Below are 24,838 nucleotides of genomic sequence, written 5' to 3' on the forward strand. Positions count from 1 at the left end.
CGCGTCAACGTCATCTTGGGCGCTGAAGCCTCAGCTATGGACCTTCGCAACAGCCTGAATGCCCTCAACGCGCAGCTGGCTGTCCAGGGGACACGGCTGCGCATCGAGCAACGTGGCCAGGGCCTCAACCTGAGGGGACCGCTGCCGCTGCGGGACGAGCCATCCAAAACCAAGGTGCAGCGCATCAGCCTGGGGCTACGGGCCGATGCCGCTGGCCTGCAGGAGGCCAAGGAAACCCTGGATCAGGTTCAACGGCAGCTGGATCGTGACCGCTTCAACTGGGAGGACTGGCAGACCACGCCGCGCGGATCCACCGGAACCGGTGCAGACGCAGCGATCGGCTCCTTCGAACAAGCCTTTTTCAACGACCCCCGCCGCCGCCGCGCCGCCGCCGGCAGCCGCACCACCTGGAGTGGGGCCTACCTCCCCTATCTCAGACGCCTGCGCCACCTCAGCGGTGAAGCACCCCTCAACGCTGCATTGCTGCTGCAAACCCTGCGCAGTTATGAGGATGGAAGCCGCAGCCGCCAGCAGTGTTCCACGGCCCTCGCGGCCCTGGCCCAGCATCTCGGCCTTGCCCTGCCGGAGGACTGGCGACAGGAAGCCGGCGGCTACGGGCTGCACCGGGCACGCTTTCGGCAGCTGCCGACAGACGCGCAGATCCTCGAAGCGGTGCTGCGGATCCCCAACCCCCGATGGCGGCTGGCCTACGGCCTGATGGCCACCTATGGATTACGCAACCATGAGGTGTTTTTCTGCGATCTCAGTGCCTTGGCCGAGCACGGTGACCGGGTGATCCGGGTGCTGCCCAACACCAAAACAGGTGAACACCAGGTGTGGCCGTTCCAGCCGGAGTGGGTGGACCGCTTCAGCCTCACCAGCCTGGGAAGCCGTGAAGAGGCACTGCCGCAGATCCAGACCGATCTGCGCCGCACCACCCTGCAGCAGGTGGGGCGACGGGTGAGTGAACAGTTCCGCCGTTATGGCTTGCCGATCACCCCCTACGACCTGCGCCATGCCTGGGCGGTGCGCACCATCCACATCGGACTTCCCGATACCGTTGCCGCCAGGATGATGGGACACTCCGTGGCGATTCACACCCGCACGTATCACCACTGGATCACCCGGCGTGATCAGCAGCAGGCGGTGGATGCAGCCCTGGCACGCCAGCAGGCCTGATGAGCTCCTTTCTGCGGCCACTAGCCTATCGGCATCGCTGGATCTACGACCTGGTGACGGCCGTCTCGTCGTTGAGTGTCGGCGGGGTGGAGCGGTTGCGCGGGCTTGGGTTGGAGGCTTTAGGCCCCCATCTGAGCCCGGACGCCGCCGTGCTGGACCTCTGCTGCGGCAGTGGCGAGGCGGCCGCCCCCTGGCTGGAGGCCGGCTACCGCGTGACAGGGCTCGACATCTCACCCCGTGCCCTTGCCCTGGCGGCGCAACGGCATCCCGCGATGACCCGGGTGGAGGGATTAGCGGAAGACCCACCACTGGCGGATGCAAGCTTCGCGGCCATCCAGCTGAGTGTGGCCCTGCACGAATTCCCGCGAACCGACCGGGAGGCGGTGCTGCGCAGCTGTCTGCGGCTGCTGCAACCCGGTGGCTGGCTGGTGGTGGTGGACCTGCACCCAGCAGGGCCATGGCTGCGGCTGCCGCAGCAGCTGTTCTGTGCGTTGTTTGAAACCGATACCGCCACCGCCATGCTGGAGGACGACCTCCCCGCACAGCTGAAGCAACTGGGTTTCTCTGCCGTGAACCAGGAGCTGTTGGCGGGTCAGGCTTTGCAACGCATCACCGCAACCCGTTCCGCAGACAGCACGCCCTCATGAGCAGCAGTGACCTCGATCAATCCGCCGCCGAACTGGGCATGGGAGGCAATCTCGCCCCTGAAACCGACGATGCCGGTTACCGCAAGCGGATGGAACGGCGCCAGCAGGTGCAGAAACAACGGGTGGAAGAACGCAACAAAGAAAAGGGATTAGTGCTGGTGTTCACCGGCCAGGGCAAGGGCAAAACCACCGCTGGGCTGGGGCTGGTGTTGCGCAGCCTGGGCCATGGCGAGCGGGTGGCGATCGTGCAGTTCATCAAGGGGGGATGGGAACCCGGCGAAGCACGGGCGCTGAAAGCCTTCGGCGATCAGGTGAGCTGGCATGCCCTTGGCGAAGGGTTCACCTGGGAAACCCAGGACCGGGAACGGGATCAACAGCTGGTGGAAGAGGCCTGGCAGACCGCCCTGGGGTACCTGCGTGATGGTGCCGTGAAGCTGGTGCTGCTGGACGAGCTGAATGTGGCCCTGAAGCTGGGCTACATCAATGCCGAAACGGTGATTGACGGTTTGAACGAGCGCCCGGAGCTCACTCATGCGGCAGTGACCGGCCGCGGGGCGCCGGCAGCCCTGGTGGAGAGAGCTGATCTGGTGACGGAGATGACCCTGGTGCACCACCCGTTCCGCGAGCAGGGCGTCAAGGCCCAGGCCGGCATCGAATACTGATAAGGACGATCAGGCTGTTGCTTCTAGATCCTCGTTGAGACGCTTGGTGGCTTCCGTCAATACGGAGAGGCCACTCACCAGCAGGGCCCGATGCACCACAGGATCCTTCCAGCAAGCGGGATCTCGGCTGGCCCGTTCCAGGGCCGACAGAGTCAGCCTGGCCATTACACCGCTGTGACTGCTTTCGGTTTCTGGCATCCGGTCGGAACGGTTCACCCATCCAAACGAGGCCAGGGTGATCTGGCCAGTGCTTGCTACTGTCGTTTGGATCTGGGATCTGGATGACCTATTCCCGTGTGCTGCTGAAGCTCAGTGGCGAAGCCCTGATGGGTACGCAGGGTTACGGAATCGACCCCGCCATTGTGAATTCAGTCGCGTCCGATGTCGCCAAGGTGGTGGCCGGGGGCACGGAACTGGCCATCGTGGTGGGCGGCGGCAACATCTTCCGTGGCCTCAAGGGTTCTGCGGCTGGAATGGAGCGGGCCACGGCGGACTACGTCGGCATGTTGGCCACGGTGATGAATGCCATCACCTTGCAGGACGGCTTGGAGCGGGCCGGGGTCCCCACCAGGGTGCAAACGGCCATTGCGATGCAGGAAGTTGCGGAGCCCTACATCCGCCGCAAGGCGATGCGCCATCTGGAGAAGGGTCGGGTGGTGGTGTTCGGCGCCGGTTGCGGCAATCCCTTCTTCACCACCGACACCACCGCCGCCCTGCGGGCCGCTGAAATCAATGCCGATGTGGTGTTCAAAGCCACCAAGGTGGATGGTGTGTACGACAAGGATCCGGCCAAACATGCTGATGCGGTGAAGCATGCCCATCTCACCTATCAGGATGTGCTGAGCGGTGAATTGGCCGTGATGGACAGCACCGCCATTGCCTTGTGCAAAGACAACAACATTCCGATTGTTGTTTTCAACCTGTTTGAACCTGGCAACATCGGCAGAGCAGTGGCAGGTGAACCGATCGGATCCCGCATCGGCAATCCCGCCTGACAACGCAGCCACGCCTGCACGCCTCCCTTAACAGCAACCATGTCGACCCAGGACCTCGAAGCCAGCATGCGCAAGTCGGTGGAGGCCACCCAGCGCAACTTCAACACGATCCGCACCGGCCGGGCCAATTCCTCCCTGCTGGATCGGATCAGCGTGGAGTACTACGGCGCCGAGACACCGCTGAAATCACTTGCCACGTTGTCGACCCCGGATTCCCAGACGATCCAGATCCAGCCGTTCGACATCAGTGCTTTGGCCTCAATTGAGAAGGCGATCGCCATGAGCGAACTGGGCTTCACCCCCAACAACGACGGCAAGATCATCCGCATCAACGTGCCGCCCCTCACCGAAGAACGGCGCAAGGAGTTCTGCAAGCTGGCGTCGAAGTACGCAGAAGAAGGCAAGGTGGCCCTGCGCAATCTGCGCCGCGACGCGATCGACAAGATCAAGAAGCAGGAAAAGGACGGCGACTTCTCAGAAGATCAGAGCCGTGATGAACAGGATGCCGTTCAAAAAACCCTCGACACGTTCATCGCCGAACTGGAAAAGCACCTGGCTGACAAGGAAGCCGACATCCTCAAGGTGTGAGCAACGGATCGGAGCGGATCCATGATGCGCTGATCGTCGGGTCCGGTGCCGCGGGAGGTGCGGCAGCGTTTCATCTGGCGGCAGCGGGTCACGACGTGCTGGTGCTGGAGCGCGACGCCGAGCCGCGGATCAAACACTGCGGCGGTGGCATGGCCGCTTCGGTGCAGCAATGGTTCCCGTTTTCATTGGAACCGGCGGTGGAACAGGTGATCCGCCGGGTGGATTTCAGCTGGTGCCTGGAGGATCCGGTGGTCGCGGAACTGCCGGGGGATGCACCGTTCTGGATCGTGCGCCGCGAAAGGCTGGATCAATTGCTGGCGGATCAGGCGATGCTGGCTAGAGCCGAACGACGTGCCGGCGTTGCGGTGAACGGCATCAACCGCAACGGAGACGTGTGGGAGGTGACGGCAACGGATGGTCGCCGTTGGCAGACCAAGGCCGTGGTGATCGCCGATGGGTCGGGGTCACCCTGGCCGCAACGACTTGGGCTAGGAGCCAAGAAACCACAAATGGCCTCCACGATGTCGGTACGACTGGAAGGCCAGGGCAATCTCGCGGATGGCAGCACCCGTTTTGAATTCGGCCTGGTGAAACAGGGCTTCGCCTGGGCGTTTCCGATTGCCGGTGGCGTGAACATCGGCGTGGGCAGCTTCATCGGCAAGCAGGATGCCGATCCGGAGCAGGTGTTGGCGCAACTGCTGCCGGACCTTGGCTTCGCTGCTGATGCCGGCATGCGTCAACGGGGCCAACTGCGGGTTTGGAACGGCCATCACTGCCTTGATGGCGTAGGGATTGTGGTGGTGGGTGATGCTGCGTCACTGTGCGACCCCTTTCTGGCGGAGGGGCTGAGGCCTGCCCTGATGAGTGGCTGTGAAGCTGCCGCTCATCTGAACCAGTGGTTGCGTGGCGACCAGCCTGATCTGCGGGGCTACACCCAAAGCATGCGCGAGCGCTGGGGCGAATCGATGGCCTGGGGCCGGCGCATCGCCCAGGTGTTTTACCGATTCCCTGGTGTGGGCTATCAACTTGGCATCAAGCGCCCCACAGCCCCAAAGCGTATCGCCCAGATCCTCTCCGGCGAGATGGGTTACGGCGACATCGCCCAACGGGTGATCCGCAGGCTGTTGCTGCAACGCAACTAAAGCTCAAGGCTGAGTTGTTGCACCCCGCCGTCAACGGAGCGCTTCTGTTGACGGCGACGGGTGGTGGGTTTGAGACCCGCTTTACGGGAGCCGTGCATGCGCTGAATAGCATCGGCATGGCGATCAAAACCGGCTGAGCGACGGATCGCCCAGATGCGGTCTTTGGCTTGCTGCATCGACACGGTGACGTCAACGATCGGTGCTGGCATGCCACCCCCCAACATCCAGGGCTCATGGATGTGAATCGTGGGCACCTCCTTCAGTTCTGGGCACCACTGACGGATGAACACGCCCTCTGGGTCGTGGTCCATGCCCTGCTTGATCGGGTTGTAGATCCGAATCGTGTTGATCGACGTGCTGCCCGACTGCATCTGACACTGGCTCCAGTGAATCCCCGGCTCGTAATCGACAAACTGGCGCGCCAAATGCAGGCCGCTGTCCCGCCAGGGCAGCCAGAGGTTGTAACTGGCGAAGGACATCAACATCGCCCGCATGCGGAAGTTGATCCAACCATGGGCCCGCAGAGCGCGCATGCAGGCATCGACAAAAGGCACGCCAGTGCGGCCTTCGCTCCAGGCCCTCAAGCGCTCGGCATCCATCTCGCGAATGCCCCGCATGAACGGATGGAAATCGCTGAACTCAATCGCCGGCTGATCCTCCAGCTTCTGGATGAAGTGGCAGTGCCAGTGCAGCCGTGATACAAAACTGCTGACGCCGCGGCCGCTGCATGTGCGGCTGGTCTGCAGCACCTCGCGCATCGAGAGGCAGCCCCAGGTGAGGTACGCCGACAGGCGCGAACAACCCGTGAATGCCGTGTTGGGACTCGACATCGCCCGTGGATAGCGCGGAGTCCGGTGCTGCAGAAAATCGCGCAACTCCCCCAGGCCGATCGACCGCCCACCGTTCTGCCGCTTCGGACACCCATCCGAAAGCAGGTCTGAACAGGGCCGCTCCGGAATCACGCTGGGATCAATGCCCTCCAAAGCGGGCAGGCCAGCAGGGGCTGGTGTGATCGGCTCCGCCATCTGCGCCTCCCAGCGCTTGGCCCAGCCATTGCGGCTGCGCATCCGCCGCGTCACCCCGAATTGGGGAATTTCACGCCACTGAATGCCATTCGCTTGCGCCCAGGCCCCCACGCGTTTGTCGCGCTGATACGTCCAGCCGTTGCCGGTTTCCTCATGGCTCCACAGCCCATCGATGCCGAACTGGCGTCGGGCCCGCTCCAGCACCCGCACAACATCACCTGAGCGCACCACCAACGGTTGGCCGAGGTCCGCCAGGGCCTGGCGCAACTCCAGCAGCGACTCACGGCAAAACAACCACTGCCGCTCGGAAGCATCGGGCTGCTGCCACAGTTCCGGCTCCACCACATAGAGCGGAAGCACAGGCCCATGGGCTGCCGCTTCCAGCAAGGGTCGGTGGTCATCGACCCGCAGATCGCGCTTAAACCAGACGATCTGCGGAGACGACAACGGGGATGATCAATTCACACCCATTTTGATGTCGCGCAGGCGCTCATCGATGGAGGCCAGCAGTTCGATGGCGAACATCGGTGCTTCCTGAACCGCGAACAGGAATTTCTCCCTGGTCATCTCGATCAGGCGGCAGTTTTCAAGTGCCGTCGCGGTGCCGAGACGTTGATGGTCACCCATCACCAGCGCCCCGGCCCCGAACACGTGTCCAACTGGGATGTCCTCATGGCCCTGATTCCCTGCACCATCTGTCCAGGAGAGTCGAACCGACCCCTCGACAATTCCGTACATCGTGGAACCTGAATCACCGGTGTTGAACAGAACATCACCGCTGTTCAGAGACAACACTTCGCTTTTGCTGGCAAGAGCGCGCATCGTGTCAAGGGCGTGCATCGATTTGAATCCAGACCTTCAAAGTGTGGGGATTGAAATTCAAAAGGAGGTAAAGGCCACTCAATTCATCCCCAACGGATCAAGCCGTGGTCAGGGTCAGTGCTGCACCGAATCCCTTCCGCACCTCTTCAGGGGTCAGACGACCGTCATGGTCGAGATCAAGGGCATCGAAAACGGCATCACTGCCCAGCCACTCATCGCGGGTGATGCATCCGTCGCCGTTCATGTCATTGAGCATGAAAATCTCCTGAACCGCATGACGGAAGGCTTCACCACCTTCGAGTTCGGCAAGTCGATGCGCCAATTGATGCTCAAGGGTTTCAATCGCTTTGCTGAAGCCTTTAATGCCTTCGCCGAGCTTGTCCGTCGCCATCCGATCCTCCGCCATCATGGCGTCGAAGCGTTCGCGATCCACATGGATTTGTTCTTCCCCACCAATGGGATTATTCGCGTCCAATTTCTGGCTTAAGGCTGCATCGCTCTCGCGCAGCTGATCCAGCAACTTGGGTGAAATGGTCAACAGATCGCAGCCTGCCAATTCCGTGATCTCATCGAGATTGCGGAAGCTGGCACCCATCACTTCAGTGTTGTAGCCATATGTCTTGTAGTAATTAAAGATCCGGGTCACCGAGATCACGCCGGGGTCTTCGGGGCCGGGATAGGAGTCACGACCCGTATCAGCCTTATACCAATCGAGGATGCGGCCCACGAAGGGAGAAATCAGGGTCACACTAGCTTCAGCACAGGCCACGGCCTGACCGAAACCGAATAACAGGGTGAGGTTGCAGTGGATCCCTTCTTTTTCCAGCACTTCAGCCGCCTTGATGCCCTCCCAGGTGGACGCGATCTTGATCAGAACGCGGTCATTGCTGATGCCCGCGTCGTTATACAGGCGGATCAGCTTGCGACCCTTCTCGATCGTGGCGTCGGTGTCGTAGCTCAAGCGTGCATCGACTTCGGTGGACACACGGCGGGGAACAATCTTGAGGATTTCCTTACCGAAAATCACACTGATTTCATCCAGGGCTTCATGCACAACGTCCTCAACAGGAGCGTCATCACCGATGAGCTTGCGTGAGGAGCGCAACGCCTCATCAATCAGACTTTGATAAGCAGGGATTTGTGCAGCTGCCAGGATCAATGACGGGTTGGTTGTGGCGTCACGGGGCGTGAACTTACGGATTGCCTCGAGATCACCGGTATCCGCTACCACGACGGTCATCGCAGAGAGCTGGTCGAGCAGGGTTGCCATGGCGTAGATGTGGCACGTTTGTTGCAAACGTAGCTGCGATTTCAGACCCGTCAGCTCGTCATCGCCTTGTTCAATTCTGCAGGTTTCGATGGGCTGATCTTCTCCACGATCAGCAGGGCATCGATGATCTGCTTCGCCACCGGAACAGCCACCGTGGAGCCATAGGCGTGGGCTCCCTGGGGCTCATCGACCACCACCAGAACCACGTATCGCGGATCCTCAACAGGCAGGGTCGCCACAAAGCTGCAGATCTTGGCCCCAGGCAGATAAATCCCATTGAGGGCTTTCTGAGCCGTCCCTGTTTTGCCACCGATGCGGTATCCGGGTGTCTTCACCCCCTTGCCGCTGCCCTTGTCCACGACGGATTCCATCCAGGCCATCACCGTGCGGGTCACCTCAGGCTTCAGCAGGGGCTGACCGCCGGGTTCTGCCGCAGGCGCGAGAGTATCGCCGGAGCGAAACCCACGGGTGATGTGAGGACTCACCAGACGACCACCGTTGGCCAGGACCCCATGCAGCTGGACCAATTTCAACGGGGTGAGTGAGAACCCCTGACCGAAGGCTGTGGTAGCCGGCTCAATCGGATGGGTGATGAACTGCTCCTTTGTCTTGAGCTGACCGGCCACAGCCCCAGGAAGATCGGTGTCCGGGCGCCGATCAATCCCAAGACGATTCATCCAGTCCCAGAAGGTTTTGTTGTCCAGACGTCGCATCGCCTGAACCATCCCGACGTTGCTGGACACCTGCAGAACCGTGGCGAAATCCACCAGACCGTGGGCTTCCTTGTCGTGGTTGTTGATCGGCCAACCGCCGATGGTGAGCTGACCGACGTCATTCACACGGTCGGTGGGACTGATCGCTTTTTCCTGAAGCGCCAGAGCCAGATTGATCGGTTTGAAGGTGGATCCTGGTTCATAGAGATCCTGCACGGACCACTCACGGAATCGTGCCGGTGAAAAGCGCCAGTAGCGATTGGGGTCGTAGGTCGGTGTTGACGCCAGCACCAGCAGTTCACCATTGGTGGCATCCATGACGATGGCGGCCCCCTTCTTGGCCTTCCACTTGGCGACCTGGGCCGCCAGTGCCTGGACAGCGAGCTCCTGAAGCCGGGCATCGAGGGTGAGCTGCAAGCGCAGGTCATCGCCATAGAACGCCCCAGGGGCCAGATCATCGGGAAGTGGTGTGCCGTCGGCACCGCGGCGCAGACGCCTGGACTGCTCATGCCTCAGCAGTTCAGCGTTCCTGCTCTGCTCAAGGCCCGCCTGGGGAACACGCTCGTCGTTGAGGAAACCGACGACGTTGGCGAAGAGATCCCCCTGGGGATAGACCCGCTGGGGATAGGCCTCCAAATCCAAGCCGCTGATGCCCAGGGAACGGATCCGTTGAGCCGTCTCCGGATCCAGGCCTTCCGCCAGCTTGACCCCGGAGCGCCTCCGGCCAAGCTGCTTCAGCAGCTGCGGAGCCGGTTGTGCCAAGGGTGTAGCAAGCAGGTCCACCACATCTTCAGGCGGCCGAACCAGGCCGGGGTCATCACCAGGAAGGTTGAAGTAACGCGGGTGGGCCCAGAGCCGAAAGCGGACTTCGTCCATCGCCACCAGTCGACCATTGCGATCGACGATCGGGCGGCGTTGCCCCAATGTTGCGCTGGTCTGGGTCTGGAGGCGACGGGCTCTGGACTCGAGCTCACCCGTCTGGACCACCTGCAGCCAAGCCATCCGCCCAACCAGACCGACAAGGCCGGTGCACAGGATCAGAAAAACAATCCACAGCCGCCTGGTGGGAACCTTGGCCAGGGGGACGACACGGGTGCGCAGCCGTTTCCGGGACGGGGGAGGAACGGTCCGGGTCATCAGTAGCCGGGGCGGATCCGCCGTTGCGTCAGTTGCTCCAGGGAATGCAACAGATCGGGTCGTGGTGAAGCCGAAGCGGGAATGGTGGCTGGCTGCTCGAGATGAACGAGGTTGACCACCTTGGTTGGGACCAGGTCTTCAGGTCGGCTGGTGCCTTGGAGCAGATGCTGCTCAAGAACAGCTGTGGACTCCGTCAGGCGATGGGCCAGCAGTCTTGTGGCATCCAAGCGCTGAAAGGCCACGGTCCAACGGTGCTGCCAGTGCAGGGTGAGACCCGCCAGAACGGCAAGGGCGGCAAACACCCCGAGCAGACTGCCATCGGCGACACGATGCAGTCCCCCAATTAAAGGAGACCGCCGTGCAATCCGGCCGGAAGACAGCGAGCCCTGGATCAGCCCCAGAGCTGTCGTCGAAGAACGCTGTTCCGGAGCGGCGACCAGCGGAGTTGCAGGCGGATGTGCCAGTGAACCACTCGCACCTGGCCACTGCAAGGCTCACAACAGAAGCAGATTCACGAATGTGACCGCATTCCAGAGGGCATGCATCAACACGCAGGGAAACAGGCGTCCACTCGATAAACGCACCAGAGCGAGCCCAATTCCCAGCACGGTGAGCGGGGCCAGTTCACCGATGCTGATGTGTGCCATTCCGAACAGCAGACCGCTGAGCACCACACCCGACACCGAACCGGTCCGACGGGCCAGCACCGGCAGCAGCGTGCCGCGGAAGATCACTTCTTCGAACAAAGGAGCCAGCACCACCGCCGTTAACGCCAGCAGGGACAAGGCCAGCGGATCTCGACTCTCCAGCACCAGCTCCAATAAAGGGTTGCTTCCCCCGGGATCTCCGAACAGCCGCACCAGCAACCAGCCGGTGAGCACGACGATGGGGGTGACTTTGAACCAGCCGGCCAGAGCGGTGAAGAAGGCTCCTGGCAGCGGCCGCCACCGCCACTGCAGCCAACCCCCTTCCGGCGTGATGTCTTTGGGAAGGCTGGCCAGCTGACGACGCAGGATCAACAGGCTGGGCAAGGCCATCACGCTGTAGTTGATGACTACGCCCACCGCTTCCCGGCGAGGACTATCCAATCCAGCCGTCAGCCTGGAGACCAGTGGCAGGGCCAGCAGCGGAACACCGACGGCACTGATCACGACAAACCCACCGGCCACCAGCAGCGCCATGTCCAGGAGGGTGAGAGTCGGGCCCTTGAGATCCGGCCAGCTCTCACGGCGACCACGCCAGAGACGCCAGCCCTGACCCAGCAGCAGAGCCGAACCAGTTATGGCTGTGACCAGCGGCAGCAGGGCACTCACGGACAAACGAACGGCCGCGGATCGCGCCACGGCCGGGTTGATGCAGTCGCCAGGGGTGCCACCACGGGCTTCACAAAGCAGTCGATCCAGCAGCGGATCGTCTGCCGCATTGATCTCCGGCACCGTCGCCACCACGTTCTGCAGCAGGTCCAACAGCTGGGCCTGACGCCAGGAACGATCAGCGGCTGGGATTTGCTCCAGGGACCCCTTGAGCATGGATCGCGGGTTCTCGCCCCCCCGTAAGACAGAACCCAACGTGTCCGGCAGAGCCGGTTCGGCCAACAGCTGAACTTCCTGCTGCTGAAGATTCAGACTCGGCGCCACGGAAGGCCTTGAGAGGCTGTTCACAAGACCCGACGTCCAGATCAAGGCAGCCGCCAGCAGGGATAGGGCCCCAAGCAGATTTTTCCAAGGCGGAACAGGGGCCTGGCGATGGGAGCTAGGGGACACCAGGTGGGCTCGACTACACCCGATTGTCCCTCTGAAGGGCTTGCCCCATACGATGGCCGCGCCTTGACGCTGAACGGTGACCCTCCGCCTACTCCTGGTCCGCCACGGTCTGAGCAGCTTCAACAAGGAACGTCGCATCCAGGGTCGCGACGACCTGTCCAATTTGAGCGACGAGGGACACGACCAGGCCCGCCGCCTCGGCGCCAGCCTGACGGAGGTTCCCTTCGACGCGATCTACAGCTCCCCCCTGCAACGGGCGGCATCCACCACGGCCTCGCTGCTTGAGGGACGCGGCGGCTCGGCACCGACACCGGAGTTCGATGACGGTCTGCTGGAGGTGGACTTGGAGCCCTGGTCGGGGATGAGCATCGATGAGCTCACGGAACGCCACCCCGTGGATTTCGCCACCTGGAAGCGCCAGCCACTGGAACTGGAACTGCAGCGACGGGACGGCAGCGGCTATCGCCCGCTGGTGGAGCTGATGGATCAGGCCCGCAGCTTCGTGGACGGCCTGACCCAACGCCACCCGGTTGACCAGGACGGCACGGTGCTCGTGGTGGCCCACAACGCCATCCTCCGTTGCCTGATGCTCACCCTGCTCGGAGAACCCGAGCAGGGATTCCGACGACTCAGGGTCGACAACACCTCGCTGTCAATCTTCAACCTGAGGCCTGGAGTCGATCAGCCGCAGGTGCAGATCGAGTGCCTCAACAGCACCACCCATCTGCAGCCTCTGCCTGAAAGGGGGAAGGGTGCTCGATTGATTTTGGTGCGTCACGGCGAGACCGACTGGAACAAGGCGGGGCGTTTTCAGGGACAGATCGACATTCCCCTCAATGACCATGGCCGCAGCCAGGCAGCCGCCGCACGCGACTTCCTCAAGGATGTGTCCATCGATCGTGCCTGGAGCAGCACCCTCTCCCGGCCGACCGAAACCGCCGAGATCATCCTCGAAGCCCATTCCGGGGTGCCCCTTAAGCAGATCGATGGCCTCGTGGAAATCGGCCATGGACTCTGGGAAGGCAAGCTCGAATCCGAGATCCGGGAGGGATGGTCCGACCTGCTGGAAACCTGGAAGCGTGCTCCTGAAACGGTTCAGATGCCGGAAGGCGAGACGATTCAAGATGTCTGGGCCCGCTCCGTCACCAGCTGGCAGGAGATCGCCAAAGGGCTGAAACCCGAGGAGACCGCCCTCGTTGTGGCTCACGATGCCGTCAACAAGACCATCCTTTGCGATCTGCTCGGCCTCACTCCTGCGGACATCTGGGCGGTGAAGCAGGGCAACAGCGGGGTCACCGTGGTCGACATCACTCCGGATCCGAGCCAGCCTGAAGTGGTGACCTGTCTCAACCTCACGTCCCACTTCGGGAGCGTGATCGATCGGACCGCCGCGGGCGCCCTCTGACCCATGCACGACATCCTGCTGCTGGATCCGGTTCGGATTCTGCATGGCCCCCGAACGGAGCTTCAGCAGGGTGCTGCTCTGATCGAATCAGGGGTTCTCAGCGGCTTCGGTGACGCGGCCCGCACAGCAGCGGCACAACTCGGCATTCAAGCGACCGCTGCCCCCCAGCAGCTGCTTGCCCCCTGCCTGGTGGACCCCCATACGGTTCTGCCCGCACCGATCAGCGGGCCAACGGAAACGATCCGTAGCTTGCGGCGTTGTGCTGCCGCAGGGGGATACGGCCAGGTGGCCCTGTTGCCGCGAGGGCAGAGCTGGCGGGATCAGCCGGAGCGCCTGATCGGCCTTCAGAACGCGGACCCGTCGTCGGTTCACCTGCCCCTCTGGGGAGGTTTCAGCCTGAACGGCAAAGGAGACGAGCTGGCACCCCACGGCGATCTACTGGAACACGGTGCCATCGGCCTTGCTGATGACGATGCCGTTGTGCCATTGCCGCTGCTGGAGAGAGGTCTCCTCCTTGGCGAGATGGGATCCTGCCCCGTGCTGATTGCCCCCAGGGATCCGAATCTCCAGGGGGACGGCCTGACTCGGGAGGGGGTCGAGACCCTGCGGGCTGGCTGGGCACCGGATCCCTTGATCAGCGAACTGCTGCCCCTTCAACAGCTTCTGGCCCTGCAGCAGCGTCATCCCGACCGGCAGCTGCGGTTGATGAACATCTCCACAGCTGCTGCCGTAGACCTTCTCGGCCAAGCCGACCGACAGCTCAAGGCCAGTGTGTGTTGGTGGCATCTGCTGGTAGATGGCAGCAGCCTCTCCAGCACAGATCCCGGCTGCCGCGTGCGTCCATCCCTCGGAGGAGCTGCGGACCGGTTGAGCCTGCGTTCAGCCCTGCAGTCCGGCGTCATTCAGGCGATCGCCGTGCATGCCGTGCCCCTTGATGAGGAAGATATGGTGCTGCCGGCGGATCAGCGGCCTCCAGGCCTGAGTGGGCACCACCTCGTGTTGCCGGCGCTCTGGTCTGCCTTGGTTGATCAGGGTGACTTCTCGATCGAATCCCTCTGGGATGTGCTCAGTTTCGGTCCATCCGCTTTTCTGGACCAGCCGGCGGAATCGCTGCTGGTCGGCAGCCGCCGCTGGCTGCTGTTTGACCCCGAGATCAGCTGGACGGTGAACCGCGATGATCCCGCCGCACCGGGAGCCGCAAACCTGCCCTGGCTGGGACGCACCATGCAAGGGCGGGTGGTGGCCTGCGGGCTTAGTAGTTAGAGAAGACCAAAACGGTTGAAGGGCCAGAAGCGGAACACGGCCCGGCCGATGATCTCTTGCTCCGGCAGGAAGGCACCACCTGGCCAGAAGCGTCCGTCCCAGCTGTTGCGGCGGTTATCACCCAACACGAGCACCGAGCCCTTGGGGACGGTGACGTTCAGGGTTCGACAGGGACTCATTCCCTGCTGATTAACCAGGCAGGCCTGACCCACATAAGGCTCCTCGATGCGCTGACCGTTGAGGGTGACCGCTCCACTGGGGCTGACCTCAACCCGATCGCCGCCAATGGCGATCACCCGCTTGATATAGGCGTCGCAAGCCGGATTGCCCAGTCCAGGGATCAGGCCCAGCAAGGGAAGGTTGACCAGGGCACAGCGCACCACTGAAGGGCGAACCGGCGTTTTCAAGGCCGGGTCAAAGGCGTAGGGGGAGTTAAAGACGACGATTTCTCCGCGCTTCGGGGGGCGTGATCGATAAGTGAGCTTCTCCACCAGCAGCCGATCCTGGATCTGAAGGCCAGGCAGCATCGACCCTGAGGGGATGTATCGAGCTTCAACCAAGACCTGACGAATGCCCAAATACAGGGCGAACATGAAAAGAATTGGCCCCCAGAAATCCCAGAAGGGATGTTGATTTCCCTCGTTTGTCTTTGAACGATCGCTTGCCAACGGGCCCTTTCCGGGGAAATCTGGCTCACGATAGAGGGCATGCCGAGCCTCTTCTCCTGAGCCCCTTGATCAGCCGATGATCCGTCCCCGCTGGCAAGGGCTATCCCGATCCACCCGTTGGAGCTCCTGGCGCCGATGGGACCAGGCGATCGCTCTGCTGGCCGCCACGAACCTGGCCTGGGTGATCTTCGATGTCTCCTACATCCCCCTGCGCAACTTCTGGCTGCAGCGGAATCTCTACCCGCTGCCAACGCTGCCACTGGTGGTGCCGCTGCCCTGGCTGCCGGACATCACTCCGGTCTATGACCGGATCAAGGGCATCGAACCGCACCGAGACACCCAGAGGTATCTCGAGCAGTTCCAGGTGTTGGATCAGGCCCTGAGCAGCAAAGCCCAGTCGCCGGCGACGGAGAACGCACTGCTGGAGCAACAACGCCAGCTCACGCTGCGCATGTTGGAGGCCAATCCCTTCCTGAGTTCCGGCAACACTGGTGCGCTGGAAAAAATCAAGAACCGACTACGAGCCCATGCCGGCCTCGAATCCGCCCGACAGTCAGCATCCCTGTTGCTCGACCCGGATCACATCAAGGGGGTCGAATGGAGTCAGGAACGAGCGTTCTGGCGCAGGCAGATCCTGCCGCTGGTGGAGATCAACTACTGGAGAAGCCTTGACGACAGCGGCCAGCTCACGGATCTCAGCTGGAGAATCGACACCCCCTTCCAGCTGCTGTTCCTCCTGGACATCCTGCTGCGAACCCTGCGGCTGAAACGGCGCTACCCCGCCATTCGCTGGCGGGATGCCCTGCTGCGTCGGTGGATTGATCTGCCCCTGCTGATTCCCTTCTGGCGACTGCTGCGGATCGTTCCTGTCACCGAACGTTGTTCCGTCTCAGGACTGATCCAGCTGGAACCGCTGAGGGCCGTCATCAGCCGAGGCGTTGTGGCGCTACTCGCTGTGGAGCTGTTTGAGGTGATCACCATTCGCGTGGTGGATGCCCTGCAGCAGATCATCCGATCCCCCCAGCTGCCGCAACGAATTCGGGGTTTTTGCACGTACCAGACCACGGACCAGAACGACCAGCGTGAGCTGTTGGAGCTGTTGCGACTCTGGGGGCCTCTGCTGCTCACCCGGGTGGGGCCTTCACTACGGCCTCAACTGGTTGCCTTGCTGAGTCACGTGCTTCAACAGAGCATGAACAGCCGAATCAGACCCGACACACTGCAACGGCTTCCAGGCCTGCTAAGAGCGGAATCGGAGTTCAGTCGGCAGCTGGCCAGTGGCGTGATTGATTCCTTGCTGGATCTCTCCAGAACCACCGGCAGCCGTCTGGGCCAGCGCGACCAAACCCTTGATCAACTGGGGACCGATGCGCTGGATCGATTTTGGGAAGAACTTGCCAGAGTTTTGGACGATGGGCCTGTGCTGGAGCGGAGCCAGACGCTGCTGGCGTCGTTTCTGGAGGACATCAAGCGCTCAAGCTTCCGGCAGCTGCGTGATCAAGGGGGTGTGGATGACTTGATCAACGAACTGGATGGGCTGAATTTCAGCCCTTCAACTGGTCCTGCCAAACCTCCGGTTTGAAGCCCACCAAGACCTGCCCATCAGGTGTGATAGCGAACGGTCGCTTGATCAAACGGCCATCCGCCGCCAGGGCATCGAGTGCTTCATCGTCAGACATGGCCTTGACGACTACTGCACCAAGGGCTCTGTAACTCTGTCCACTGGTGTTGAACAGTGGGCGACGGTCGCCGAATTGCTCCATGGCCGAGGCCAGGATCTCTCGCGACGGAGGATCCGCTGTGATGTCGATCACCGTATGATCCAGACCGTGGTCACTTAACCATGATAGAGCCCGTCGACAGGTGCTGCAGCGGTTGTAGCTGTAAACCTGAAGCATATGTGCCGAAATCAGCGGCCGAACAGCGATTTGATGGCACCGATCAGGCTGTTGGAACCGCGGCCGACGCCCTCAGCGGGGCGGGTACGAACCGTCACATCACCGTTGACGGTGGTCCGGCAGCTGAGACGGAAATTGGCCGGGCGGTCAGCCAGATAAACCTCTTCAACGTCGCTGCGAGGGGACAGGTTGGCCTGTCCTTCCACCACTTCCATCACACAAGTGCCGCACTGGCCAACACCGCTGCAGTTGTTGAGGTTGTTGACACCGTTGTAGGGATTGATGCCGGCATCAAGGGCAGCCTTGCGGAGGTTCGCGCCTTCGATGCATCCAACCTGCTGGCCTTCCTGCTCAAATCGGATGGTGGGCACGGGTCGTACGGAGTCTCAAGTGCGCACCAACCTACAAGCATCCGGCCTGTGATCTGCAGTTGGGCGACGAATCAATCGGCGGCCTGGATGCACTGGTCAAGCAATGCCGGAACAGCACCCGCATCTCTCCAGCCGCTGACTTCAAGCGAACGCCCCTCGAAGCTTCGGTAAGTCCTGAAAAACTCAGCCACCTCCTCCAGTTGAGACGGGGCGATTTGGCGGATGCTGTGGATGTCCCGCTGTCCAGGATCAGCATCCGGGACACACAGCAGCTTCGCATCGGCGACGTTGTTGTCCTTGAGATCCAGCAAACCAATCGGTCGCGCACGGATCAGACAACCCGCGAACGTCGGCTCGGCCATGATGACCATCGCGTCTAGGGGGGAGCCGTCGGCAGCGAGGGTGTTGGGAACGAATCCGTAATCAAACGGGTACCGGATCGAAGAATGCAAAACGCGGTCCAGCACCATCAATCCAGTGGAATGGCAATAGGAGTATTTATTGCGACTTCCAGCGGGAATCTCCACCAGAAGATTGACCAGGCCGGAGGACGGTGAGGGGGACAGGCGGCTGAGATCCATCGCGATCGAGTGCAGTCGGCTTCAGCCGGTTTGGCAGCGAGCCCCGGTCTGAAATCACTGCAAGCATCGGTGCTGTGACGCTCAGCATGGAGATCATCAGACCTGCCAGAACGAGAGACGGTGAACCCGGACTGAACGGTTCTTCTTGCTCCTCGTGGGCGGATGCTTCGTTGTGAAAGGGTTGGTCTGGGTCTGATGCCATGTTCAGGAACACACCGGAGCGTGTTCGCATTCATTCACGGAGATACGCGTAATTCTGTCACTGATCCCGACTTCACGCAGCGGGCCTGTCCTGCCGTTCACGATGCGCGGTGAAATCCGACGCCTGCTGATCAAGCCCCTCAAGGTGGGAGCGGATTCCCCTCAGCTCCTGAAGGATGTCACCCAGCATCTGTTGCGTGGCCGTCGACGGCGAGTTGAGGACCTCAACCGTGACTTCTTTGATGCGGAGGACGTCCTTTGCAAAACGAGCCACCTCATTGGGGTGGAACAGCAGGGGATCTTTCTGATCGCTGCGGTACTCGGGGTTCAACTTCCGTGGGTTGAACGGCGGGTTGAGATTGCGTGGATCGGTATTGGTGTAGCGGTAGACCGAAGCTCTCGAACGATTCAGCGATTTCTGAACGTCGTCGATACCAACCAGGACGTCGGCATAAGCAGAAGCAGCTGCCTGATCAAGGGCAATTTCTACCGAGGATTGAATGTGGGAGTTCACTGATTCAACCGATCGAGGAAACATGAGACGGCCCTTGGACAGCCTGGACTGAGCGGACGGTAGCAGTCGAGACTCAGGTCGCACAGCGGTTTTCCGGGGGGCGAGACAGTTGTGTAATCGGCATACTTCTGGATCAGTGATAGTTTCTCGAGCCTGCTGAAAGTCAGACCATGCGCGTCTCCCGCCTGATGCTGGTGACGCTGCGCGATGTGCCAGCTGAAGCCGAAATCACTTCCCACCAGCTGCTGTTGCGTGGAGGGTTCATTCGCCGAGTCGGCTCTGGGATCTACGCCTATCTGCCGATGATGTGGAAGGTGTTGCAGCGCATCACCACGATCATCCGCGAGGAAATGAATCGTGCTGGTGCTCTTGAAACTCTGTTACCCCAGCTGCACCCCTCGGAGCTCTGGCAACGCAGTGGCCGTTGGCAGGGATACACCGCCGGCGAAGGGATCATGTTTCACCTGGAGGACCGCCAAGGGCGCGAACTGGGTCTGGGACCGACCCATGAGGAGGTGATCACCAGCCTGGCGGGCGAGCTGCTGCGCTCCTACCGGCAACTTCCCGTGAACATATACCAGGTGCAGACGAAGTTCAGGGATGAGATCCGCCCCAGGTTCGGCCTGATGCGGGGGCGTGAATTCATCATGAAAGATGCCTACTCCTTTCACGCCGACAAAGCCGATCTGCAGGCGACCTACGCCGTGATGGATCAGGCCTACCGACGCATCTTCGAGCGCTGCGGACTCGAGGCGGTGCCTGTGGATGCCGACAGCGGCGCCATCGGTGGTGCGGCATCCCAGGAATTCATGGTCACGGCGGAAGCTGGCGAAGACCTGATCTTGATCAGCGTTGACGGTGCCTATGCCGCCAACCAGGAGAAAGCCGTGTCGATCCCCGACGCGGTCGCTCCCTTACCCCCTGCAGCACTCACCCGCCTCGAGACACCTGGGCAGACCACGATTGAAGGGGTATGCACAGCCCAGGGCTGGCAGCCGGGGCAGCTGGTGAAGGTGCTGCTGCTGCTGGCACGGCTTGAGGACGGCCAACAACAGCCAGTCTTGGTGTCCCTGCGGGGGGACCAGGAGCTGAATGAGGTGAAGCTGGTGAATGCGGTGAGTCGCCGCAGCGAGCAGGGCGTTCTCGACTGCCGACCGATCAGCCCAGACGATCTACAGCGGCAGGGGATCAACACCATTCCCTTCGGATCCATCGGCCCGGATCTTGCCGATGAGGTGCTGGCTGACGCCGCCAGCTGGACGACCTCATTTCTTCGCCTGGCCGACACCACCGCCACGGAGCTGGAGCTGTTCCACTGCGGCGCCAATGCTGAAGACCAGCACCGCAGCCACTGCAGCTGGGGTGACCTGGGTGGGGCTCCAGTGGGAGAAGACCTACGTAAAGCCCGTGCAGGGGAGCGCTGCGTTCACAACCCGGACGCCCGACTCCAGGAGAAGCGGGGCATTGAGGTGGGCCATATCTTCCAGCTTGGGCGTAAGTATTCCCAGGCTCTCGACTGCTGCTTCACCAACGAGAACGGCCGTGATGAACCGTTCTGGATGGGTTGCTACGGCATCGGCGTCTCACGCCTGGCCCAGGCAGCGGTGGAGCAGCACCACGACGATGCCGGCATCAGCTGGCCCGCCGCCATTGCTCCCTATGAAGTCATCGTGGTGATCGCCAACATTCAGGATGACGCCCAGACCGATCTCGGAGACATGGTGTACGCGACGCTCCTGGAGGCGGGCATCGATGTACTGCTGGATGACCGCAAGGAACGGGCTGGGGTGAAATTCAAAGATGCCGATCTGATCGGCATTCCCTGGAGGCTGGTCATCGGACGTGACGCCGCCGAAGGCACCGTTGAGATGGTTCAGCGGTGCAATCGTGAGATGCGCAAACTGCCCCACGGCGAAGCGATCGGCGAACTGTTGAAGGCCCTGCGCCCTTAAAGTCCCGCTCAATCTTTCCAGTTCCATGATCTCCGCCCTGGCCCGACTGATCCAGCAACTGTCCAGGGCAGCGGTCGCCCTTGTTCTCGGACTCTGCCTGCTGCTGACCGCCTGCAGCGGTGATGCTGAGGCCCGTCTCACCGGTGACTACGTCGAAGACACGATTGCCGTGGCCCACAGCCTGCGTGAGGTGATCGATCTGCCCCAGGACGCCGCCAACCGTGGTGAGGCGGAATCCGAAGCCCGGGCCTTGATCAACGACTACATGTCCCGCTACCGGCCTCAACCCCGGGTGAACGGTCTCAGCTCGTTCACCACGATGCAGACGGCATTGAACTCCCTGGCCGGTCATTACGCCTCCTACGCCAACCGTCCTCTGCCGGAAGCTCTGCACGACCGCATCGCCAAGGAACTCGGCAAAGCTGAGAAGTCCGCTGTCCGGGGCAGCTGAAGCAACGGTTTGATGAGAGGTCTTTGACAGACCCCCACAGGTTCCGACATAGTCGCGGATTGTGCAGATTCGCGGCTTCGGGCCGCAGTGTCATTGGCCAACGTTGTCGTCATCGGAGCTCAGTGGGGTGACGAAGGGAAAGGAAAGATCACCGATCTCCTCAGCCGCTCCGCCGATGTGGTCGTTCGCTACCAAGGTGGTGTGAATGCAGGCCACACGATCGTCGTGGACGACCGTGTGCTGAAGCTGCATCTGATCCCCTCCGGAATCCTTTATCCGGACACGATCTGCCTGATCGGGTCCGGCACGGTCGTGGATCCCAAGGTGATGCTCGGTGAGCTGGACATGCTCATCGCCAACGACATCGATATCTCCGGCCTGCAGCTGGCCTCCACGGCCCACGTGACCATGCCGTACCACCGCCTGCTTGATCTGGCGATGGAGAAGCAGCGCGGCGACCGGCGGATCGGCACCACCGGCCGCGGCATCGGACCGACCTATGCCGATAAATCCCAGCGTAGCGGTATCCGTGTGATCGACCTGCTGGATGAAGCACGGCTGAGGGAACGTCTTGAGGGACCCCTCCAGGAAAAAAATCAACTGCTGGAGACGATCTACGGCGTCGAGCCCCTCGATGCGGAGACCGTGATCAAGGAGTACCTGGGCTACGGCAAGCGCCTGGCCCCCCACGTGGTGGAGTGCACCCAGGCCATCCACCAGGCGGCAAGGGCCCGCAAAAACATCTTGTTCGAAGGTGCCCAGGGCACCCTGCTGGATCTCGATCACGGCACCTATCCCTACGTCACCTCCTCCAATCCGGTGTCCGGTGGGGCCTGCATCGGTGCCGGCGTGGGACCGACGCTGATCGACCGGGTGATCGGCGTGGCCAAGGCCTACACCACCCGTGTCGGCGAAGGCCCCTTCCCGACGGAGCTCAGTGGCCGATTGAACGACCAGCTCACCGAGCGTGGCGGCGAATTCGGCACCACCACCGGCCGCCGACGTCGCTGTGGTTGGTTCGACGGGGTGATCGGCCGTTATGCGGTTCAGGTGAACGGCCTCGACTGCCTCGCCGTGACCAAGCTCGATGTGCTGGATGAGCTGGATGCCATCCAGGTGTGCGTGGCCTACGAGCTGGATGGTGAACGCATTGAGCATTTCCCCAGCAGCGCCGAGGACTTCGCCCGCTGCAACCCGATCTTCGAGACCCTTCCCGGCTGGCAGTGCTCCACCGAGGACTGCCGCAAGCTCGAGGATCTGCCGGACGCTGCCATGGCCTACCTGCGCTTCCTCGCTGATCTGATGGAGGTGCCAATCGCGATTGTCTCCCTGGGTGCCAGCCGCGATCAGACCATCGTTGTGGAAGATCCGATCCACGGCCCCAAACGGGCTCTGCTCAGCGCCTGATCCGCTGGAGGCCATACTGCGAGCCCCTGTGACCCCGTCATGACGCGCTTCCCCAGCACCTGCAGCCTTGATGTGGTGGGCATCGGCAACGCCATCGTGGACGTGTTGGTTCAGACCGATGACGCCTTTCTGGCGCAACACGGACTGCAGAAGGGCGGGATGGCGCTGATCGATGAACAGCAGGCAGAGACCTTATACACCGCCAGTGGGCCAGGTCTGGAAACCTCCGGAGGTTCCGTGGCCAACACCATGGTGGGAATTGCCCAGCTGGGGGGACGGGCAGGCTTCATCGGACGGGTGCGCGATGACCGGCTCGGTGGCATCTTCAGCCACGACATCCGCGCCGTCGGTGCGCGCTTCGACACACCTGCTGCCACCACGGGAGCCACCACAGCCCGCTGCCTGATCTACGTCACCCCGGATGCGGAACGCACGATGTGCACGTTCCTTGGCGCCTCCACCCAGCTGGAGCCGGAAGACCTGGACCTCTCGATGGTGCGTGACACCAAGGTGCTGTACCTCGAGGGCTACCTCTGGGACAGTCCAGCGGCTAAGCGGGCCTTCATTGCCGCGGCGGACGTTTGCCGCGAGGCCGGCGGTCAGGTCGCCCTTTCACTGTCCGACGGCTTCTGCGTGGACCGGCACCGCGAGAGCTTTCTCGAACTCGTCAACGGTCATGTGGATGTGCTGTTCGCCAACGAGGTGGAGATCAAATCGCTCTACGAAACCGACGATTTCGACACCGCTCTGAAGAAGGTAGGCGGCGGCTGCTCGGTGATCGCCGTCACCCGTGGAGGGGAGGGATCCGTGGTGCTCAGCGGTGATCAACGCTGGGACATCGGCATCTTCGGCCTGGGCGAGCTGGTCGACACCACCGGGGCCGGAGACCTCTACGCCGGCGGTTTTCTGCACGGCTACACCCAGGGAGAATCCCTGGAACGCTGTGGTCAACTGGGGGCCCTCTGTGCCGGGCAGATCGTCACCCAGCTGGGGGCTCGTCCCCAGGTGTCCCTGCGGGAGCTGGCCGCAGCCCATCTGAACTGAGCTGCGCCAAGGCCCAGGCGCCATAGGCGCCTGAGGCCTCCACCGGCCAGGTCAACCATTCCGGGGTGTCGTAGCTGTGCAGCTCTATCACGGCCTCCCGCAGCCTGCCCAGCTGATCGGCGCTGGTTTTGAGCAGCAACTGCACTTCTGCGTCCCGCTGCAGCTCACCCTTCCAGCGGTACAGCGACTGGAGCGGTTGCAACGACACACAAGCCACCAAGCGGCGCTCCAGCAGAGCCTCCGCCAGGGTCTGAGCTCTGGCCTGATCCGCCTCCGTGGTCAGAGCCAGCACCAGGCGTGGGGAGTCAGTCATCAGCGCCAACACGGGGAGCCTCCTGCAGCCGCTTCATCAGGCTGGGTTCACTCTCCACAGTCTCGACGCCTGCTGGGGTCGCCGGACGACGCAACATCAGCAGCCGCAGGTCCAGATCGGCGGACAGCTGACGCCAGAGGCGCTCCGTCACACCACCCGACTGCCGGCAGATCACATCCGTGATCCGCCAGCGGCGACACAGGGCCCGTTCGATCGCACCGGCACGGTCCCCCTGCAGCGGCCGGACCACCGCCAGATGATCCGGGGGTAAACCGGCGGCCAGTGCGGCCCTGAGACCATCAGCGGAGGGGAGACAACGGGCAAAGACGTCAGCGCCGGCGGCGACGGCATCGCTGTGCACAGCAGGAAGATGCCGCCCCCCCAAGGCCAGCAGCAGACGTCGACCGCCGAGATCGACCCCCCGCAGGTCACTGAACCGATCCAACAGCTGCACTACCCCGCCCTGTTCCAGCGGCCGTTGCAGGCGCAGCAGAGGCTGGCCGCACCTGGCACAGGTCCGGGCCAGATCTGCGCTGATGCGAATCGCGAAGGGATGGGTCGCATCAATCACCCAGCGAAAGCCAGCACCGTTGTTCAAAACAGCCTCGATGGCTTTCTCTCCCTGGAGTGAGCCGACAGCCATCCGATCGAGGTCGAGCCCGGTGTAGGGGCGGGCGGCGGAGGGGGTCACCACACTCACTTCGACCCGCCAGCCAGTCCGCAACAAAGCCGCCGCCAATGGTGGCCCTTCACCGGTCCCCGACAGCAACCAGATCCGCCCCTGGCCATTCCCCCGACCTTGCATCAGGATGCACCACGAAGACGGT

The 24,838-nt window shown here is 62.2% G+C and carries 27 protein-coding genes; 13 read left to right on the forward strand and 14 right to left on the reverse strand.

Annotation, left to right across the window (positions count from 1 at the left end; all coding sequences use genetic code 11):
* The first annotated feature begins 36 nt into the window (after nucleotides 1-36).
* From SynA1524_RS08750 to cobO, 3 genes are read left to right on the forward strand one after another with little or no spacing between them, the layout of a single operon-like run.
* Nucleotides 37-1,179 carry a site-specific integrase gene (locus tag SynA1524_RS08750; RefSeq protein WP_186496918.1) on the forward strand — a complete coding sequence of 381 codons (1,143 nt, stop codon included), beginning with the start codon at nucleotides 37-39 and terminating at the stop codon, nucleotides 1,177-1,179.
* Nucleotides 1,179-1,826, forward strand: coding sequence for a class I SAM-dependent methyltransferase (locus SynA1524_RS08755; RefSeq protein ID WP_186496920.1), 648 nt, complete (start codon nucleotides 1,179-1,181; stop codon nucleotides 1,824-1,826). Before SynA1524_RS08750 ends, SynA1524_RS08755 begins: the two co-directional genes overlap by 1 nt.
* The gene (gene cobO, locus SynA1524_RS08760) at nucleotides 1,823-2,488 is read left to right on the forward strand and encodes a cob(I)yrinic acid a,c-diamide adenosyltransferase (RefSeq protein WP_186496922.1); all 666 of its coding nucleotides are present in this window, start codon (nucleotides 1,823-1,825) and stop codon (nucleotides 2,486-2,488) included. The genes SynA1524_RS08755 and cobO overlap by 4 nt, the downstream gene beginning before the upstream one ends.
* A gap of 9 nt (nucleotides 2,489-2,497) precedes the next feature.
* Here cobO and SynA1524_RS08765 read toward each other — a convergent pair whose 3' ends face one another.
* On the reverse strand, nucleotides 2,498-2,686 hold the full coding sequence (locus tag SynA1524_RS08765) for a hypothetical protein (protein ID WP_186499590.1): 189 nt from the start codon (nucleotides 2,684-2,686) through the stop codon (nucleotides 2,498-2,500).
* 83 nt (nucleotides 2,687-2,769) lie between these two features.
* On the opposite strand from SynA1524_RS08765, the gene pyrH reads away from it, so the two are divergent.
* From pyrH to SynA1524_RS08780, 3 genes are read left to right on the forward strand one after another with little or no spacing between them, the layout of a single operon-like run.
* Nucleotides 2,770-3,483, forward strand: a complete 714-nt coding sequence (gene pyrH / locus SynA1524_RS08770; RefSeq protein WP_186496924.1) for a UMP kinase — start codon at nucleotides 2,770-2,772, stop codon at nucleotides 3,481-3,483.
* A gap of 39 nt (nucleotides 3,484-3,522) precedes the next feature.
* Nucleotides 3,523-4,071 carry a ribosome recycling factor gene (gene frr, locus SynA1524_RS08775; protein WP_186496926.1) on the forward strand — a complete coding sequence of 183 codons (549 nt, stop codon included), beginning with the start codon at nucleotides 3,523-3,525 and terminating at the stop codon, nucleotides 4,069-4,071.
* A complete protein-coding gene (locus SynA1524_RS08780; RefSeq protein WP_186496928.1) occupies nucleotides 4,068-5,213 on the forward strand; it encodes an NAD(P)/FAD-dependent oxidoreductase in 1,146 nt (381 codons plus the stop codon). Before frr ends, SynA1524_RS08780 begins: the two co-directional genes overlap by 4 nt.
* Here the strand turns inward: SynA1524_RS08780 and SynA1524_RS08785 are convergent.
* The 6 genes from SynA1524_RS08785 to SynA1524_RS08810 form a co-directional block, all read right to left on the reverse strand.
* Complete coding sequence (locus SynA1524_RS08785; RefSeq protein WP_186496930.1) at nucleotides 5,210-6,685, reverse strand: FAD-binding domain-containing protein; 1,476 nt, start codon at nucleotides 6,683-6,685, stop codon at nucleotides 5,210-5,212. The two genes, SynA1524_RS08780 and SynA1524_RS08785, sit on opposite strands and share 4 nt — an antisense overlap.
* A gap of 9 nt (nucleotides 6,686-6,694) precedes the next feature.
* On the reverse strand, nucleotides 6,695-7,078 hold the full coding sequence (locus SynA1524_RS08790; RefSeq protein WP_186496932.1) for a Crp/Fnr family transcriptional regulator: 384 nt from the start codon (nucleotides 7,076-7,078) through the stop codon (nucleotides 6,695-6,697).
* A 79-nt stretch (nucleotides 7,079-7,157) separates the two neighbouring features.
* A complete protein-coding gene (locus SynA1524_RS08795; protein WP_186496934.1) occupies nucleotides 7,158-8,330 on the reverse strand; it encodes a transaldolase in 1,173 nt (390 codons plus the stop codon).
* Between the two features lie 50 nt (nucleotides 8,331-8,380).
* Nucleotides 8,381-10,180 carry a peptidoglycan D,D-transpeptidase FtsI family protein gene (locus SynA1524_RS08800; protein WP_186496936.1) on the reverse strand — a complete coding sequence of 600 codons (1,800 nt, stop codon included), beginning with the start codon at nucleotides 10,178-10,180 and terminating at the stop codon, nucleotides 8,381-8,383.
* A complete protein-coding gene (locus tag SynA1524_RS08805) occupies nucleotides 10,180-10,620 on the reverse strand; it encodes a hypothetical protein (protein WP_186499591.1) in 441 nt (146 codons plus the stop codon). Before SynA1524_RS08805 ends, SynA1524_RS08800 begins: the two co-directional genes overlap by 1 nt.
* Before the next feature lie 54 nt (nucleotides 10,621-10,674).
* Nucleotides 10,675-11,943 (reverse strand): CPBP family intramembrane glutamic endopeptidase, encoded by a 1,269-nt coding sequence (locus tag SynA1524_RS08810; protein ID WP_186496938.1) that lies wholly within the window; start codon nucleotides 11,941-11,943, stop codon nucleotides 10,675-10,677.
* A 76-nt stretch (nucleotides 11,944-12,019) separates the two neighbouring features.
* Between SynA1524_RS08810 and SynA1524_RS08815 the strand changes: the two genes are divergently transcribed.
* Nucleotides 12,020-13,348, forward strand: a complete 1,329-nt coding sequence (locus SynA1524_RS08815) for a histidine phosphatase family protein (RefSeq protein WP_186496940.1) — start codon at nucleotides 12,020-12,022, stop codon at nucleotides 13,346-13,348.
* 3 nt (nucleotides 13,349-13,351) lie between these two features.
* Entirely contained in the window at nucleotides 13,352-14,611 is a 1,260-nt protein-coding gene (locus tag SynA1524_RS08820) for an amidohydrolase family protein (RefSeq protein ID WP_186496942.1), read from the forward strand.
* Here SynA1524_RS08820 and lepB read toward each other — a convergent pair.
* Nucleotides 14,608-15,279, reverse strand: a complete 672-nt coding sequence (lepB, locus tag SynA1524_RS08825; RefSeq protein WP_186496944.1) for a signal peptidase I — start codon at nucleotides 15,277-15,279, stop codon at nucleotides 14,608-14,610. The two genes, SynA1524_RS08820 and lepB, sit on opposite strands and share 4 nt — an antisense overlap.
* A gap of 76 nt (nucleotides 15,280-15,355) precedes the next feature.
* Between lepB and SynA1524_RS08830 the strand changes: the two genes are divergently transcribed.
* Nucleotides 15,356-16,861: a hypothetical protein gene (locus tag SynA1524_RS08830; protein ID WP_186496946.1), complete on the forward strand. Its 1,506-nt coding sequence runs from the start codon at nucleotides 15,356-15,358 to the stop codon at nucleotides 16,859-16,861.
* On the opposite strand, the gene SynA1524_RS08835 is transcribed toward SynA1524_RS08830, so the two are convergent.
* The 4 genes from SynA1524_RS08835 to SynA1524_RS08850 all read right to left on the reverse strand — a co-directional run bounded on the left by SynA1524_RS08835 (nucleotide 16,824) and on the right by SynA1524_RS08850 (nucleotide 18,868).
* On the reverse strand, nucleotides 16,824-17,177 hold the full coding sequence (locus SynA1524_RS08835; RefSeq protein ID WP_186496948.1) for an arsenate reductase family protein: 354 nt from the start codon (nucleotides 17,175-17,177) through the stop codon (nucleotides 16,824-16,826). The two genes, SynA1524_RS08830 and SynA1524_RS08835, sit on opposite strands and share 38 nt — an antisense overlap.
* A gap of 11 nt (nucleotides 17,178-17,188) precedes the next feature.
* Nucleotides 17,189-17,548, reverse strand: coding sequence for a 2Fe-2S iron-sulfur cluster-binding protein (locus SynA1524_RS08840; RefSeq protein WP_011128628.1), 360 nt, complete (start codon nucleotides 17,546-17,548; stop codon nucleotides 17,189-17,191).
* Between the two features lie 71 nt (nucleotides 17,549-17,619).
* Nucleotides 17,620-18,129, reverse strand: a complete 510-nt coding sequence (locus SynA1524_RS08845) for an inorganic diphosphatase (RefSeq protein ID WP_186496950.1) — start codon at nucleotides 18,127-18,129, stop codon at nucleotides 17,620-17,622.
* A gap of 274 nt (nucleotides 18,130-18,403) precedes the next feature.
* On the reverse strand, nucleotides 18,404-18,868 hold the full coding sequence (locus SynA1524_RS08850; protein WP_186496952.1) for a DUF8631 domain-containing protein: 465 nt from the start codon (nucleotides 18,866-18,868) through the stop codon (nucleotides 18,404-18,406).
* Between the two features lie 146 nt (nucleotides 18,869-19,014).
* Between SynA1524_RS08850 and SynA1524_RS08855 the strand changes: the two genes are divergently transcribed.
* The 4 genes from SynA1524_RS08855 to SynA1524_RS08870 all read left to right on the forward strand — a co-directional run bounded on the left by SynA1524_RS08855 (nucleotide 19,015) and on the right by SynA1524_RS08870 (nucleotide 23,698).
* A complete protein-coding gene (locus tag SynA1524_RS08855) occupies nucleotides 19,015-20,796 on the forward strand; it encodes a proline--tRNA ligase (protein ID WP_186496954.1) in 1,782 nt (593 codons plus the stop codon).
* A gap of 25 nt (nucleotides 20,797-20,821) precedes the next feature.
* Nucleotides 20,822-21,247, forward strand: coding sequence for a photosystem II protein Psb27 (gene psb27 / locus SynA1524_RS08860; protein WP_186496962.1), 426 nt, complete (start codon nucleotides 20,822-20,824; stop codon nucleotides 21,245-21,247).
* An 87-nt stretch (nucleotides 21,248-21,334) separates the two neighbouring features.
* Entirely contained in the window at nucleotides 21,335-22,654 is a 1,320-nt protein-coding gene (locus SynA1524_RS08865; RefSeq protein ID WP_186496964.1) for an adenylosuccinate synthase, read from the forward strand.
* Between the two features lie 39 nt (nucleotides 22,655-22,693).
* The gene (locus tag SynA1524_RS08870) at nucleotides 22,694-23,698 is read left to right on the forward strand and encodes an adenosine kinase (protein ID WP_186496966.1); all 1,005 of its coding nucleotides are present in this window, start codon (nucleotides 22,694-22,696) and stop codon (nucleotides 23,696-23,698) included.
* On the opposite strand, the gene cutA is transcribed toward SynA1524_RS08870, so the two are convergent.
* Both cutA and SynA1524_RS08880 read right to left on the reverse strand, forming a co-directional pair.
* On the reverse strand, nucleotides 23,634-24,011 hold the full coding sequence (gene cutA, locus SynA1524_RS08875; protein WP_186496968.1) for a divalent-cation tolerance protein CutA: 378 nt from the start codon (nucleotides 24,009-24,011) through the stop codon (nucleotides 23,634-23,636). The genes SynA1524_RS08870 and cutA overlap by 65 nt on opposite strands.
* A complete protein-coding gene (locus SynA1524_RS08880; RefSeq protein ID WP_186496970.1) occupies nucleotides 24,004-24,816 on the reverse strand; it encodes a precorrin-6A/cobalt-precorrin-6A reductase in 813 nt (270 codons plus the stop codon). Before SynA1524_RS08880 ends, cutA begins: the two co-directional genes overlap by 8 nt.
* Nucleotides 24,817-24,838 lie beyond the last annotated feature (22 nt).

Source organism: Synechococcus sp. A15-24, from assembly GCF_014280195.1.
Taxonomy (GTDB): domain Bacteria; phylum Cyanobacteriota; class Cyanobacteriia; order PCC-6307; family Cyanobiaceae; genus Parasynechococcus.